Source organism: Streptomyces sp. NPDC000983 (genome assembly GCF_040299205.1).
In the GTDB taxonomy this organism is placed as follows: Bacteria; Actinomycetota; Actinomycetes; order Streptomycetales; family Streptomycetaceae; genus Streptomyces.
Map to the genome: position 1 here is coordinate 48,832 of NZ_JBEPBM010000003.1, position 14,191 is coordinate 63,022.

12 protein-coding genes are annotated in these 14,191 nt (G+C 72.0%); 8 read left to right on the forward strand and 4 right to left on the reverse strand.

The window, feature by feature from the left end:
- Positions 1-39 precede the first annotated feature (39 nt).
- Both meaB and ABT296_RS04235 read right to left on the reverse strand, forming a co-directional pair.
- The gene (gene meaB / locus ABT296_RS04230; protein WP_351923011.1) at positions 40-996 is read right to left on the reverse strand and encodes a methylmalonyl Co-A mutase-associated GTPase MeaB; all 957 of its coding nucleotides are present in this window, start codon (positions 994-996) and stop codon (positions 40-42) included.
- Positions 997-1,032: 36 nt separating this feature from the next.
- Positions 1,033-2,235, reverse strand: a complete 1,203-nt coding sequence (locus ABT296_RS04235; RefSeq protein ID WP_351923013.1) for an acetyl-CoA C-acetyltransferase — start codon at positions 2,233-2,235, stop codon at positions 1,033-1,035.
- Positions 2,236-2,383: 148 nt separating this feature from the next.
- On the opposite strand from ABT296_RS04235, the gene mce reads away from it, so the two are divergent.
- The 7 genes from mce (at position 2,384) to ABT296_RS04270 (ending at position 12,061) form a co-directional block, all read left to right on the forward strand.
- The gene (gene mce / locus ABT296_RS04240; RefSeq protein ID WP_351923015.1) at positions 2,384-2,824 is read left to right on the forward strand and encodes a methylmalonyl-CoA epimerase; all 441 of its coding nucleotides are present in this window, start codon (positions 2,384-2,386) and stop codon (positions 2,822-2,824) included.
- Positions 2,825-3,034: 210 nt separating this feature from the next.
- Entirely contained in the window at positions 3,035-6,883 is a 3,849-nt protein-coding gene (gene scy, locus ABT296_RS04245; protein ID WP_351923017.1) for a polarized growth protein Scy, read from the forward strand.
- A gap of 183 nt (positions 6,884-7,066) precedes the next feature.
- Complete coding sequence (locus ABT296_RS04250; RefSeq protein WP_351923019.1) at positions 7,067-8,002, forward strand: coiled-coil domain-containing protein; 936 nt, start codon at positions 7,067-7,069, stop codon at positions 8,000-8,002.
- A 103-nt stretch (positions 8,003-8,105) separates the two neighbouring features.
- Positions 8,106-9,068, forward strand: coding sequence for an ABC transporter ATP-binding protein (locus ABT296_RS04255; protein ID WP_351923021.1), 963 nt, complete (start codon positions 8,106-8,108; stop codon positions 9,066-9,068).
- A 3-nt stretch (positions 9,069-9,071) separates the two neighbouring features.
- Positions 9,072-9,842, forward strand: a complete 771-nt coding sequence (locus tag ABT296_RS04260) for an ABC transporter permease (protein ID WP_351923024.1) — start codon at positions 9,072-9,074, stop codon at positions 9,840-9,842.
- Positions 9,843-9,953: 111 nt separating this feature from the next.
- Entirely contained in the window at positions 9,954-11,192 is a 1,239-nt protein-coding gene (locus tag ABT296_RS04265; protein ID WP_351923026.1) for an ABC transporter ATP-binding protein, read from the forward strand.
- Positions 11,189-12,061, forward strand: a complete 873-nt coding sequence (locus tag ABT296_RS04270; protein WP_351923028.1) for an ABC transporter permease — start codon at positions 11,189-11,191, stop codon at positions 12,059-12,061. Before ABT296_RS04265 ends, ABT296_RS04270 begins: the two co-directional genes overlap by 4 nt.
- A gap of 3 nt (positions 12,062-12,064) precedes the next feature.
- On the opposite strand, the gene ABT296_RS04275 is transcribed toward ABT296_RS04270, so the two are convergent.
- Positions 12,065-12,406, reverse strand: a complete 342-nt coding sequence (locus ABT296_RS04275; protein ID WP_351923030.1) for an Rv1322 family protein — start codon at positions 12,404-12,406, stop codon at positions 12,065-12,067.
- Positions 12,407-12,629: 223 nt separating this feature from the next.
- On the opposite strand from ABT296_RS04275, the gene ABT296_RS04280 reads away from it, so the two are divergent.
- On the forward strand, positions 12,630-13,658 hold the full coding sequence (locus ABT296_RS04280; RefSeq protein ID WP_351923032.1) for an LLM class flavin-dependent oxidoreductase: 1,029 nt from the start codon (positions 12,630-12,632) through the stop codon (positions 13,656-13,658).
- Positions 13,659-13,744: 86 nt separating this feature from the next.
- On the opposite strand, the gene ABT296_RS04285 is transcribed toward ABT296_RS04280, so the two are convergent.
- The gene (locus ABT296_RS04285; protein ID WP_351923035.1) at positions 13,745-14,137 is read right to left on the reverse strand and encodes an SCO5389 family protein; all 393 of its coding nucleotides are present in this window, start codon (positions 14,135-14,137) and stop codon (positions 13,745-13,747) included.
- Between the last annotated feature and the right edge of the window lie 54 nt (positions 14,138-14,191).

Below are 14,191 nucleotides of genomic sequence, written 5' to 3' on the forward strand. Positions count from 1 at the left end.
GCCCCTTCGGCGTTCCCGGGCCCGGGACGGGCGGAGCCGTCAGCCCCGCGTCAGGCCCGCCACCAGTTCGTCCGCCGCCCGGTACGGGTCCAGCTCGCCCGCCACGATCCGCTCGGCGAGGGTGCTCAGACGGCGGTCGCCATGCAGGTCGCCGATGCGTTCCCGCAGCGCCGTCACCGCGATCGTCTCGACCTCGCGTGACGCCCGCGACCGGCGCCGCTCGGCGAGGACGCCCCGCTCCTCCATCCACGCCCGGTGCTTCTCCAGCGCCTCGACGACCTCGTCGACGCCCTCGGAGCGCGCGGCGACCGTCTTCACGATCGGCGGCCGCCAGTCCCCGGGACCGCGGGACTCGCCCAGGCCGAGCATGTGATTCAGCTCCCGGGCGGTGGCGTCCGCGCCGTCCCGGTCCGCCTTGTTGACGACGTACACGTCGCCGATCTCCAGGATCCCGGCCTTGGCCGCCTGGATGCCGTCGCCCATGCCCGGGGCGAGGAGCACCACCGAGGTGTCTGCCTGGGAGGCGATCTCGACCTCCGACTGGCCCACGCCGACCGTCTCGACGAGGATCACGTCGCAGCCCGCCGCGTCCAGCACGCGGATCGCCTGCGGGGCCGCCCAGGCCAGCCCGCCGAGGTGGCCGCGGGTGGCCATGGAGCGGATGTAGACCCCGGGGTCCGAGGCGTGCTCCGACATCCGCACCCGGTCACCGAGCAGCGCGCCGCCGGAGAACGGCGACGAAGGGTCCACCGCCAGCACGCCGACCCGCCTGCCCTGCTTGCGGTACGCCGTGACCAGGGCGGACGTCGACGTCGACTTGCCGACGCCCGGCGAGCCGGTCAGGCCCACCACGTACGCCCCGCCGGTCAGCGGGGCCAGCGCCGCCATGACCTCCCTCAGCTGCGGGGACGCCCCCTCCACCAGGGAGATCAGGCGGGCCACGGCCCGCGGCCTGCCCTCCCTGGCCTGGGCCACCAGCGTGGAGACGTCCTGCATCACAGCTCCGTTCACTTCACTTCGGGGAAAGACAGCTCAGGCCTTCGGTACCCGCACGATCAGCGCGTCACCCTGGCCACCGCCACCGCACAGCGCGGCCGCGCCCACACCGCCGCCCCGGCGCCTCAGCTCCAGCGCCAGGTGCAGGACCACCCGCGCGCCGGACATGCCGATCGGGTGTCCGAGGGCGATGGCGCCACCGTTGACGTTCACCTTGTCCGCGGAGACGCCGAGGTCCTTCATCGACTGGACCGCGACGGCCGCGAACGCCTCGTTGATCTCGATCAGGTCGAGGTCGGAGACGTCCAGGCCCTCCTTCTTCAGGGCGTGCAGGATCGCGTTCGACGGCTGCGACTGCAGGCTGCTGTCCGGGCCGGCCACATTGCCGTGGGCGCCGATCTCGGCGATCCACTCCAGGCCCAGCTCCTCGGCCTTGGCCTTGCTCATCACGACGACCGCGGCGGCGCCGTCGGAGATCTGCGAGGAGGTGCCGGCGGTGATCGTGCCGTCCTTGGCGAACGCGGGGCGCAGCCTGCCCAGCGACTCGGCGGTGGTCTCGGCGCGGATGCCCTCGTCCTTGCTGAAGACGACCGGCTCGCCCTTGCGCTGCGGGATCTCCACCGGGGTGATCTCGGCCTCGAAGATGCCGTTCTTCTGCGCGGCGGCGGCCCGCTGGTGGGACAGCGCGGCGATCTCGTCCTGCGGCTCGCGGGCGATGCCGAGACGGGTGTTGTGCTGCTCGGTCGACTCGCCCATCGGGATGTTCGCCCACGGGTCGGTCAGACCGTCGTACGCCATCGAGTCGAGCATCTCGATGGCGCCGTACTTGAAGCCCTCGCGGGACTTGGGCAGCAGGTGCGGCGCGTTGGTCATGGACTCCTGGCCGCCGGCGACGACCACGTCGAACTCGCCGGCGCGGATCAGCTGGTCGGCCAGCGCGATGGCGTCGAGGCCGGAGAGACAGACCTTGTTGATGGTCAGCGCCGGCACGTTCATGGGGATGCCGGCCTTGACCGCGGCCTGACGGGCCGGGATCTGCCCGGCGCCCGCCTGGAGCACCTGCCCCATGATCACGTACTGCACCTGGTCGCCGCCGATCCCCGCACGGTCGAGGGCGGCCTTGATCGCGAAGCCGCCGAGGTCGGCTCCGGAGAAGGACTTCAGCGAGCCCAGCAACCGTCCCATGGGCGTACGGGCGCCCGCGACGATCACCGAGGTAGTGCCGTTCGTTCCAGACATGAGGTGCGATCCCCTTCCAGCTTGCACAGCCGAGGAGTGAACGAGGGTTTACTTCGAATGTACTGAGTGGCACTCCGTGCCGTCACCGTGCGGTCGGTGTGATCGCTGGCACGTTGCGCAACCGCCCGGTGAGCGCTGCACTGACACCATGCTGACGCGAATCGACCACATCGGGATCGCCTGCTTCGACCTCGACAGGACCGTCGAGTTCTACCGGGCCACGTACGGCTTCGAGGTGTTCCACTCCGAGGTCAACGAGGAACAGGGCGTGCGCGAGGCCATGCTCAAGATCAACGACACCTCCGACGGCGGGGCCTCCTACCTCCAGCTGCTGGAGCCGACCCGCGAGGACTCCACCGTCGCCAAGTGGCTGGCCAAGAACGGCGAGGGTGTGCACCACATCGCCTTCGGTACGGCAGACGTGGACGCCGAGGCCGCGGACATCCGCGACAACGGCGTACGCGTTCTGTACGAGGAGCCTCGACGCGGCTCCATGGGGTCACGGATCACTTTCCTGCACCCCAAGGATTGCCATGGAGTACTGACAGAACTGGTCACTTCGGCGCCTGTTGAGTCACCTGAGCACTGACCCTCGTACATATGGGCCGGTAGGGTTGGGCTCGGTCGTCGCTCTCGGGCGTTCGACCGCGGACCGGGGTCCGGGTTTCGGGGGAAGAGCGTCAGGGCGGCAGCCCATGCTCCGCCGCTGATCTGACACCATTCCCCGGGGGCCCCGTTCGGCGGATGGACGGAGCTCGTATGGCTTTACTTGCGACCAGGGGACGGATGGGACCGCGCAGTGCGGGGCTACGAACGCCAGGAGCGAGAGCCGGCGGCTGACGTCGACCACCTCTCTCGGTTCGAGGCCGAGATGGATCGGCTGAAGACCGAGCGGGAGAAGGCGATCCAGCACGCCGAGGACCTCGGCTACCAGGTCGAGGTGCTGCGCGCCAAGCTGCACGAGGCGCGGCGCACCATCATGTCCCGGCCCGCTTACGACGGCGGTGACATCGGCTACCAGGCCGAGCAGCTGCTGCGGAACGCGCAGATGCAGGCCGACCAGCTCAGGCAGGACGCCGAGCGCGAGCTGAGCCAGGTGCGCGCGCAGACGCAGCGCATCCTGCAGGAGCACGCCGAGCAGGCCGCGCGGCTCCAGGCGGAGCTGCACCAGGAGGCGGTCACCCGCCGCCAGCAGCTCGACCAGGAGCTGGCGGAGCGCCGCCAGAACGTCGAGTCGCACGTCAACGAGAACGTGGCGTGGGCCGAGCAACTGCGCGCCCGCAGCGAGTCCCAGGCCCGCCGGCTCCTGGAGGAGACCCGCGCCGAGGCCGACCAGTCCATGGCGGCGGCCCGCGCCGAGGCCGAGCGGGTCACCGGTGAGGCCCGCCAGCGTCTGCAGAGCGAGGCCGAGAGCGCCCGGGCCGAGGCGGAGCAGCTGCTGCGCCGGGCCCGTACCGACGCCGAGCGGCTGCTGAACGCGGCCTCCAACCAGGCCCAGGAGGCCACCGACCACGCCGAGCAGCTGCGCAGCTCCACGGCGACCGAGTCGGACTCCGCGCGCCGCCAGTCCGCCGAGCTGAGCCGGGCCGCCGAGCAGCGCATGGCCGAGGCCGAGGAGGCGCTGCGCAAGGCCCAGTCCGAGGCGGAGAAGGTCCTCGCCGAGGCCAAGGAGGCCGCCGCCAAGGCGCTGAGCAGCGCCGAGTCGGCCAACGAGCAGCGCACCCGCACGGCCAAGGAGCAGGTCGCCCGGCTGGTCAGCGAGGCCACCAAGGAGGCGGAGACCACCAAGGCGGAGGCCGAGCAGGTCGTCGCGGACGCCCGCGCCGAGGCCGAGAAGGTCCTGGCGGAGGCCGCCGAGAAGGCCCGTACGCTCACCGCCGAGGAGAGCGCCACCCAGCTGTCGAAGGCGGCGAAGACCGCCGAGGACGTCCTCGACAAGGCCCAGCGGGACGCGCAGAACACCACCAAGGCCGCGTCCGAGGAGGCCGAGCGGATCCGCCGGGAGGCGGAGAGCGAGGCGGACCGGCTGCGGGCCGAGGCGCACGACATCTCCGAGCAGCTCAAGGGCGCCGCGAAGGACGACACCAAGGAGTACCGCGCCAAGACGGTCGAGCTCCAGGAGGAGGCGCGCCGGCTGCGCGGGGAGGCCGAGCAGCTGCGCGCCGACGCGGTCGCCGAGGGCGAGAAGATCCGTGCGGAGGCCCGCAGGGAGGCCGTCCAGCAGATCGAGGAGGCGGCCAAGACCGCCGAGGAGCTGCTCTCCAAGGCCCGGGTGGACGCCGACGAGCTGCGGCAGAAGGCCACCGGGGACAGCGAGAAGGTCCGCACCGAGGCCATCGAGCGCGCCACCGCGCTGCGCCGGCAGGCCGAGGAGACGCTGGAGCGCACCCGGCAGGAGGCCGAGCGCCAGCGCGAGGAGGCCGTCGAGCGGGCCGAGTCCATCCAGGCCGACGCCGAGCGGGCCGCGCGCGAGCTGCGCGAGGAGGCCGAGCAGGCGATAGAGGCCCGCCGGGTCGAGGCGTCCGACGAGCTGACCCGGTTGCAGAGCGAGGCCGAGCAGCGGCTGGCCTCGGCCGAGCAGGCGCTGACGGAGGCCCGCGAGGAGGCCGGGCGGATCCGCCGCGAGGCCGGCGAGGAGAACGACCGGCTCAGGTCGGAGGCGGCCGAGCGGATCCGTACGCTCCAGCAGCAGGCCGAGGCGGAGGCCGTCCGGCTGCGCGACGAGGCCGCGGCGGACGCTTCGGCGTCCCGCGCGGAGGGCGAGACCATCGCCGTGCGGCTGCGGTCGGAGGCCGCCGCCGAGGCGGAGCGGCTGAAGTCGGAGGCGCAGGACAGCGCCGACCGGATGCGCGCGGAGGCGCAGGCCGCCGCCGAGCGGCTGGCGACCGAGGCGTCGGAGACGCTGGCCGCCGCCCAGGAGGAGGCCGCCCGGCGCCGTCGGGAGGCCGAGGAGACCCTGGGCTCGGCGCGCCAGGAGGCCGACCAGGAGCGGGAGCGGGCCCGCGAGCAGAGCGAGGAGCTGCTGGCCTCGGCGCGCAAGCGGGTCGAGGAGGCGCAGACCGAGGCGCTCCGGCTGGTCGAGGAGGCGGACCGGCGGGCGACCGAGATGGTCTCGGCCGCCGAGCAGCACGCCCAGCAGGTCCGCGACTCGGTGTCCGGGCTGCACGAGCAGGCCCAGGAGGAGATCCAGGGGCTGCGCAGCGCGGCCGAGCACGCGGCGGAGCGCACCCGGCGGGAGGCAGGCGAGGAGGCGGACCGGGTCCGCGGCGACGCCTACTCCGAGCGGGAGCGGGCAGCGGAGGACGCGGGCCGGCTGCGGCGCGAGGCGGCGGAGGAGTCCGAGGCCGCCAAGGCGCTGGCCGAGCGGACGATGTCGGAGGCCATCGCGGAGGCGGAGCAGCTGCGCGCGGACGCGGCCGAGTACGCCCAGCGGGTGCGTACGGAGTCCTCGGACACCATCGCGGAGGCCGACCAGGCGGCGGCCCGGACCCGGGCCGAGGCCCGCGAGGACGCCAACCGCATCCGGTCGGACGCGGCGACGCAGGCCGACACCCTGATCACCGAGGCGCGCTCGGAGGCCGAGCGGCTCACCCTGGAGACCGCCGAGGAGACCGAGCGGGTCCGGGCCGAGGCGGTCGCGGCCGCCGACCGGCTGCTCTCGGACGCCACCGGCGACGCGGAGCGGCTGCGTGCCGAGGCCGCCGAGACGGTGGGCTCCGCGCAGTCGCACGCCGAGCGGATCCGCGGTGAGTCGGAGCGGCTGAAGGCCGGCGCGCTCGCGGAGGCGGAGCGGGTCACCGCCTCCGCGCGCGAGGAGGCCGAGCGCACGCTGGACGAGGCCCGCAAGGACGCCAACAAGCGGCGCTCGGAGGCGGCGGAGCAGGTCGACACCCTGATCACGGAGACCGCCGCCGAGGCCGACAAGCTGCTCAACGAGGCGCAGACGCAGGCGCACCGGACGACCGCGGACGCCGAGGGCCGGGCCGACTCCATGGTGGGCGCCGCCCGCAAGGAGGCCGACCGGCTGGTGGCGGAGGCGACCGTCGAGGGCAACTCCCTGGTGGAGAAGGCCCGTACGGACGCGGACGAGCTGCTCGTCGGCGCCCGCCGGGACGCCACCGCGATAAGGGAGCGGGCCGAGGAGCTGCGCGACCGGATCACCGGGGAGATCGAGAGCCTGCACGGGCGGGCCCGCCGGGAGGCCGCGGAGACCATGAAGTCGACCGGCGACCGGTGCGACGCGCTGATCAAGGCCGCCGAGGAGCAGCTGGAGAAGGCCCAGGCGAAGGCGAAGGAGCTGGTCTCGGAGGCGAACTCCGAGGCGGGCAAGGTGCGGATCGCCGCGGTGAAGAAGGCCGAGGGGCTGCTCAAGGAGGCCGAGCAGAAGAAGTCCACGCTGGTCAGGGAGGCCGAGGAGCTCAGGGCCGAGGCGATCCGCGAGGCGCGGGCGACGGTGGAGGAGGGCAAGCGCGAGCTGGAGGTGCTGGTCCGGCGGCGCGAGGACATCAACGCCGAGATCTCCCGGGTCCAGGACGTGCTGGAGGCGCTGGAGTCCTTCGAGGCACCGGCGGGCGGCAAGGACGGGGGCGTCAAGGCCGGCGCCTCGGTCGGCGCGCCTCGATCGGGTGGGAAGACGCCGGAGGGCTAGCGGCGCGAAGCGGTTCCGGTGCCTTCTGGGCGCTTTGCCCGGTTTTTTGGCAAGCGGTCCGACCGTCAGCCACCCAAAAGGGGTGTCATTCTCCAGATCAAACACGTATCCGCTCGATGACACACCGCTTCGGCCCCTAGGATTCCACCTATCACCTCACCGGTCTCTTTCGACAGGAACCCCATGAGCGACACTTCCCCCTACGGCTTCGAGCTTGTGCGGCGTGGGTACGACCGCGCTCAGGTGGACGAACGGATCTCCAAGCTCGTCTCCGACCGTGACAGCGCTCTCGCCCGCATCACCGCTCTGGAAAAGCGCATCGAGGAGCTCCACCTCGAAACGCAGAACGCCCAGGCCCAGGTGACCGACGCCGAGCCGTCGTACGCCGGTCTCGGCGCGCGGGTCGAGAAGATCCTCCGCCTCGCCGAGGAAGAGGCCAAGGATCTGCGCGAGGAAGCCCGTCGCGCCGCCGAGCAGCACCGCGAGCTCGCCGAGTCGGCGGCCCAGCAGGTCCGCAACGACGCGGAATCGTTCGCTGCGGAGCGCAAGTCCAAGGCGGAGGACGAGGGCGTCCGGATCGTCGAGAAGGCCAAGAGCGACGCCTCCCAGCTGCGCTCCGAGGCGCAGAAGGACGCGCAGTCCAAGCGCGAGGAGGCGGACGCCCTCTTCGAGGAGACCCGCGCCAAGGCCGCCCAGGCGGCCGCGGACTTCGAGACCAACCTGGCCAAGCGTCGCGAGCAGTCCGAGCGCGACCTGGCCTCGCGTCAGCAGAAGGCCGAGAAGCGCCTCGCGGAGATCGAGCACCGCGCCGAGCAGCTCCGCCTGGAGGCCGAGAAGCTGCGCACCGACGCCGAGCGCCGCGCCCGCCAGACGGTGGAGACCGCGCAGCGTCAGGCCGAGGACATCGTCGCGGACGCGAACGCCAAGGCCGACCGGATCCGTTCGGAATCCGAGCGCGAGCTGGCGGCCCTGACCAACCGCCGCGACTCGATCAACGCCCAGCTGACGAACGTGCGCGAGATGCTGGCCACCCTCACCGGTGCCGCGGTGGCCGCCGCCGGCGCGCCGGCCGAGGACGAGCCGATCTCCCGCGGGGTTCCCGCGCAGCAGTCCCGGTAACACCGGCAGTCCCGGTAACACCCCGGCGTACAGCCGCTGAACACCTGCAAAGCCCTCTGCCACTCCGGTGGCAGGGGGCTTTGTCACGTTCTAGCGTGGCCGCATGATCGAGCTAGCGGGGCTGACCAAGCGGTACGGCGAGAAGGTGGCGGTGAACAACCTCACCTTCACCGTCCGGCCCGGCATCGTGACCGGGTTCCTCGGCCCCAACGGCGCCGGCAAGTCCACCACGATGCGCATGATGCTGGGCCTGGACCGGCCGACCGCGGGCGACGTCCGGATCGACGGCCGGCACTACGACCACCTGAAGGACCCGCTGAAGTACATCGGCGCCCTGCTCGACGCGAAGGCCATGCACGGCGGGCGCAGCGCCTTCAACCATCTGCTCTGTCTCGCGCAGAGCAACGGCATCCCGCGGCGGCGGGTGGACGAGGTCCTGGACACCGTCGGTCTGACCGGGGTGGCGAGGAAGAAGGCCAAGGGCTTCTCGCTCGGCATGGGCCAGCGCCTGGGCATCGCGGGCGCGCTGCTCGGCGACCCGCGGATCCTGATGTTCGACGAGCCGGTCAACGGGCTCGACCCCGAGGGCATCCACTGGATCCGCAATCTGATGAAATCGCTGGCCTCGCAGGGCCGGACGGTGTTCGTGTCGAGCCATCTGATGAGCGAGATGGCGCTGACCGCCGATCATCTCGTCGTGATCGGCCAGGGCAGGCTGCTCGCCGACACCTCCATGGCGGACTTCATCGCCCGGAACTCGCGCTCCTACATCCGGATCCGCACTCCGCACCGGGAGCGGCTGCTGGACGTGCTGAGCCGGGCGGGCATGACGGTCGTGCAGACCGGGAGCGGGGCGCTGGAGGTGGACGGCGCCAAGTCGGAGCGGATCGGCGAGCTGGCGGCCCAGTACCGGATCGTGCTGCACGAGCTGAGCCCGCAGCAGGCGTCCCTGGAGGAGGCGTTCATGCGGCTGACCGCGGAGTCGGTGGAGTACCACGCGCACTCGGGGACTCCCCCGGAGCAGCAGCCGCAGAGCTGGGGCGACGGCTGGCAGAGGAAGGGCTGAGCGGTGGCGACGAGCCAGGTCATCCGTTCCGAGTGGACCAAGATCCGCTCGGTGGCGTCGACGGTGTGGACGCTGTCCCTCGCGGTGGTGGTCACCGTGGCGCTGGGCATGCTGATCGCCCTGCTGTCGAAGAACGAGTTCGACAAGCTGGACCGCGACGAGCGGCTCTCCTTCGACCCGACCTTCATCAGCTTCGCCGGGATGAGCCTCGGCCAGCTGGCGATGATCGTGTTCGGGGTGCTGGTGGTGTCGAACGAGTACAGCACCGGCATGATCCGCACCTCGCTGGCCGCGGTGCCGCAGCGGGGCGCGTTCCTGTTCAGCAAGATCGCGGTGGCGACCGGTCTGGCCCTCGCGGTCGGCCTCGTCACCAGCTTCGTCACCTTCTTCCTGGGCCAGTCGATGCTGGGCGAGCACCAGGCCCACATCGGGGACGACGGGGTGCTGCGGGCGGTCATCGGGGGCGGCCTCTACATGACGCTGATCACGATGTTCTCGATGGGCGTCGCCGCGATGCTGCGCTCGCCCATGCTGTCGCTGGGCATCCTGATGCCGTTCTTCTTCCTGGTCTCCAACATCCTCGGCAACGTCCCCGCCACCGAGAAGATCGGCCGGTATCTGCCCGACCAGGCCGGCAGCAAGATCATGCAGGTGGTCACCCCGGTCGACGACGACACCCCCTACGGCCCCTGGGGCGGGCTGTTCATCATGGTGCTGTGGGTGGCGGCCGCGCTGGCGGGCGGGTACGTGCTGCTGAAGCGGCGCGACGCGTGACCGCTTCTGTTTTTGCCCGGTCTTGAACGGAACCGTCAGCGCCCGGATATCCTCCTAACCCTTACGGGGGCGTGTGCCCCGCTGTCCTGAACCTTGCGATGGGTGCGGAGCATGATCGAGGCAGTCGGCCTGACGAAGCGCTACGGCGACAAGACCGCTGTGTACAACCTTTCCTTCCAGGTGCGGCCCGGTGCCGTCACCGGCTTCCTCGGGCCCAACGGGTCCGGCAAGTCGACGACGATGCGCATGATCCTCGGCCTGGACAACCCCACCTCGGGGCGGGTGACGATCGGCGGCTACCCCTACCGCAAGCTGCCCAACGCCCCGCGCCAGGTCGGCGCCCTGCTGGACGCCAAGGCCGTGCACGGCGGCCGGGCGGCCCGCAGCCACCTGCTCAGCCTGGCGCAGCTGTCGGGCATCCCGGCCCGCCGGGTCGACGAGGTGCTCGGTGTCGTGGGCCTCCAGGACGTGGCGCGCAAGCGCTCCAAGGGGTTCTCGCTCGGTATGGGCCAGCGCCTGGGCATCGCCGCCGCGCTGCTCGGCGACCCGCAGGTGCTGCTCTTCGACGAGCCGGTCAACGGCCTCGACCCCGAGGGCATCCTCTGGGTGCGCAACCTGATGAAGTCGCTCGCCGCCGAGGGCCGTACGGTCTTCGTCTCCTCGCACCTGATGAGCGAGATGGCGCTGACCGCCGACCATCTGATCGTCATCGGCCGCGGCCAGCTCCTCGCCGACATGAGCGTGCAGAACTTCATCGCGGCGAACTCGGCCGGCTTCGCCCGGGTGCGGACGCCCGACACCGAGCCGCAGCTGCGCGAGAAGCTCTCCTCGGCGCTGGCCGAGGCGGGCGGCCATGTGCTGTCCGAGCAGGACGGCGCGCTGCGGGTGACGGGGCTGGCACTGCCCCGGATCAGCGACATCGCGCACGAGACGGACGTACGGCTGTGGGAGCTGTCGCCGCACCAGGCCTCGCTGGAGGAGGCGTACATGCGGATGACGCAGGGCGCCGTCGACTACCGCTCGACGACCGACCAGAAGGCCGGGCTCCAGCAGCCGGTGCCGCCCGGCGCGCAGCCGCCGATGCCGGTCCCGGGCCAGGGCCAGCCTGGCTGGTACGCCCCGCCGCCGCCCCAGCAGGGCGGTCAGCCGTTCGCGATGCCGCAGGGCGCGCCGCAGGCCATGCCGCAGGGCGCGCCCGCGCAGCCGCAGCCCCAGGGCCCCTACGGCGCCCCGCCGGCGCCCGCCGCGGCCCCGAACCCCTACGCGCAGCCCGCGCCCGCCCAGGCACCGCCCCAGGCGCCCACCGCGGCCCCCGCCGTCGACACGACCAAGCCCGAGGACGCCCGATGAGCACCCCGCAGCCCCCGATGCCGCAGACCGCCGCACCGAACTGGCAGGCGGCGCCCGGCAGCCCGTACCCCGGCTACACCTCGCCGATCCCGGTCAGGCGGACCCACCTCGGGCACGCGCTCGCCTCGGAGTGGACCAAGATCCGGTCGGTGCGCTCGACGATGTGGACGCTCGGCGTGTTCGTCGTCCTCGTGATCGGCATCGGTCTGTCGACCGCCGCGCTGGTGGCGGCGAACACCACCGAGGGCGACCTCACCGGTGAGAACCCGCTGTCCTTCGGCTTCTTCGGCCTGCTGCTCGGCATCATGTGCATCATGACGCTGGGCGTGCTGACCACGGCCTCGGAGTACGGCACCGGCATGATCCGCACCACGATGACCGCCTGCCCCTCGCGCGGCCGGGTGCTGGCCGCCAAGGGCCTGGTCTTCTTCGCGGTGGCCTTCACGGTGACGCTGGTCTCGTCCGGGCTGGTCGCGCTGATGGACGTCTCGATGCTGGGCGACGCCCGGGAGCCGTCCGGCTCGGAGTGGCTGAAGGGCACCCTCGGCGTCTCGCTCTACATCGCGCTGCTGGGCCTGCTGTCGCTGGTCGTCGGCTCGATCATCCGGCACTCCGCCGGCGCCATCACGATCATGATCGGTCTGCTGCTGGCGCCGCTGGTGATCGCCCTGTTCATGTTCTCGGAGTCCCTGGAGGACCTGCGCCAGGGCCTGTTCGAGTACTCCATCCCCAACCAGCTCAGCGTCTTCTACTCGCAGTCCCTCACCGAGACCGGCCCGTCCGGCTGGGACCCGCTGTGGATCATGCTCGGGGTGACGGCGGCCGCGTTCGCCGGCGCGTTCGCACTGCTGGAGAAGCGCGACGTGTGACCGTCAGAACTTCGGCGCGTTGCGGGACCGCTGCACCCGGGTGGTGCGGCGGTCCTTCGCGTTCCAGCAGGACTTGTGCCAGTGCCGCCGGTCGTCGACCCCGGAGTGCGCGGGCCAGGCCACCACATGCGGGACGCCGTCGGGGATCTGCTGGTCGCAGCCGGGGCAGCGGTAGGACTTGCCCTGCGCGCTGGCGCCCGCCACCTGCCGTACGTTCCACTCCTCGCCCTGCCAGTCCTCCGAGGACTGCCAGCCGCCGTAGCGCCCGGGGCGGTCGTCCTCGGGGCCCTGGCCGGACGAGGACGACGCACCGCCGGCCTTGGGTCGGTTGCGACGCGGGGACACGGGACACCTCACGGGGCTATACAGGAAGCAGGGGCCGTGTCCAGCCTACGCGGCGCGGACAGGGGTACGCGTAGGCCACCAATCACCCCAAGTCCCCTGCCAAGGCGGCGCATTCTGCAGACAATCCGCAAATCCCTCCGACAGGCCGTGTCCTCGGCACGTGTCAGACGGTTATGCCGGGTGGGGGAGCTCCGCGTCGGGGCCAAGGAAGCAGGAAAGAGCAATGCGCGTTGGAAGTTTCGTGTTGGCGGCCCAGTTCCCTGGACAGGGCCAGGGGGAGGCGCTGCACCGGGCGGTCCGCTCCGCCGAGGTCTCCGAGGAGGCCGGTCTGGACTCGGTCTGGCTGGCCGAGCACCACTTCGTGCCCTACGGCACCTGCCCCTCGGCGATCACCCTGGCGGCCCTGCTGCTGGGCCGCACCCGCCGGATCCGGGTCGGCACCGCGGTCAGCGTACTGCCCACCGTCCACCCGGTCGCCCTCGGCGAACAGGCCGCGCTGCTGCACCTGACGAGCGGCGGGCGCTTCTCGCTGGGCGTCGGCCGCGGCGGCCCCTGGGTCGACCTGGAGGTCTTCGGCTCGGGTCTGGCGGCCTACGAGAGCGGGTTCCCGGAATCACTCGATCTGCTGCTGCGCTGGCTGCGCGAGCCCTCGGTGGCGGCCTCCGGCGAGCGCTTCTCGTTCCGTGAGGTGCCCGTCGTGCCACGCCCGTCGGAGGCGCTGTCGGGGGCTCCCGGGCCCGAGGTGGTGCTCGCCTGCACCTCGCCCCGGAGCGTTCGGGCGGCCGCCGAGCGCGGGCTGCCCATGCTGCTCGGGATGCACGTGGGCGACGAGGAGAAGGCGGAGATGGTCGCGCTGTGGCGGGAGCACGCGCGTGCGGCCGGCCGGACGCCGGACGAGATCCGGGCTGCGGCCCATGTCTCGGCCGGCGTCTGCCAGATCGCCGACCGGCGCACGGACGCGGCGGAGACGCTGCTGAAGGCGATGCCGGGCTGGCTGAGGCAGGGCCTCCAGGCCCATGTGACGGTCGACGGCCGCCACCGGGCGATGCGGGATCCGGTGGCCTACACCGAACTCCTCTGCGGACTGCACCCGGTGGGCACCCCGCGGCTGTGCGCCGACCGGCTGGCCGCGACCAGCGAACGGACCGGCATCACCCGCTTCGCCCTGCTGGTGGAGGGCTCCGGCGACCTCGCGGCCACCGAGGAGAACGTACGGCGCCTGGGCGCCGAGGTACTCCCCCACCTCGGGTGAACGGCCCCACCCCGCCGGACGCTTGCCGCCCCGGTACTCCATGCACCTCCCGCGTACGGAGCGGCAAGCAAGGGCTCGATCGCGGTTCAGCAGTCCCGGAACTCCGGGGACTGGTTCAGCAGTTGGTTGCGCACCGAGGTGAAGCGGGCGAGCGTCTCGTCGACCGAGGAGTCAGGCGGGAACACCGCCACCCGGTGGCAGTTCTGGAAGGCCAGACGCACACCGAAGTGCCGTTGCAGCGCGCCGCGAATCGCGTCACTGGCCAGCGCGCGCAGCAGCTGGCCACGCGCCTGCTCGTCCGGCGGGGGCGTCTGGTTGTCGGCGAAGTCTCCGCCGTCGACCTTCAGCTGGGCCACCAGGGAGCTGATCATCTCCCACGCGTAGGGCAGGGAGGTCCGGACGCAGTCGACGAAGGCGGCTTCGTCGACCTCGCCTCGCTCGGCCTGTTCCAGTAGGGCCGGTGAGACGTCGAGCGACATGGGTTCTCCTCTCGCACCCCCGAAGAACAGGGGTTGCCGGACAGGGACGGGAGT

Bases quoted from the DNA above. Each gene is read 5' to 3' on its own strand.
- meaB (WP_351923011.1), bottom strand. From the start codon at position 996: ATGCAGGACGTCTCCACGCTGGTGGCCCAGGCCAGGGAGGGCAGGCCG.
- ABT296_RS04235 (WP_351923013.1), bottom strand. From the start codon at position 2,235: ATGTCTGGAACGAACGGCACTACCTCGGTGATCGTCGCGGGCGCCCGT.
- mce (WP_351923015.1), top strand. From the start codon at position 2,384: ATGCTGACGCGAATCGACCACATCGGGATCGCCTGCTTCGACCTCGAC.
- ABT296_RS04250 (WP_351923019.1), top strand. From the start codon at position 7,067: ATGAGCGACACTTCCCCCTACGGCTTCGAGCTTGTGCGGCGTGGGTAC.
- ABT296_RS04255 (WP_351923021.1), top strand. From the start codon at position 8,106: ATGATCGAGCTAGCGGGGCTGACCAAGCGGTACGGCGAGAAGGTGGCG.
- ABT296_RS04265 (WP_351923026.1), top strand. From the start codon at position 9,954: ATGATCGAGGCAGTCGGCCTGACGAAGCGCTACGGCGACAAGACCGCT.
- ABT296_RS04270 (WP_351923028.1), top strand. From the start codon at position 11,189: ATGAGCACCCCGCAGCCCCCGATGCCGCAGACCGCCGCACCGAACTGG.
- ABT296_RS04280 (WP_351923032.1), top strand. From the start codon at position 12,630: ATGCGCGTTGGAAGTTTCGTGTTGGCGGCCCAGTTCCCTGGACAGGGC.
- ABT296_RS04285 (WP_351923035.1), bottom strand. From the start codon at position 14,137: ATGTCGCTCGACGTCTCACCGGCCCTACTGGAACAGGCCGAGCGAGGC.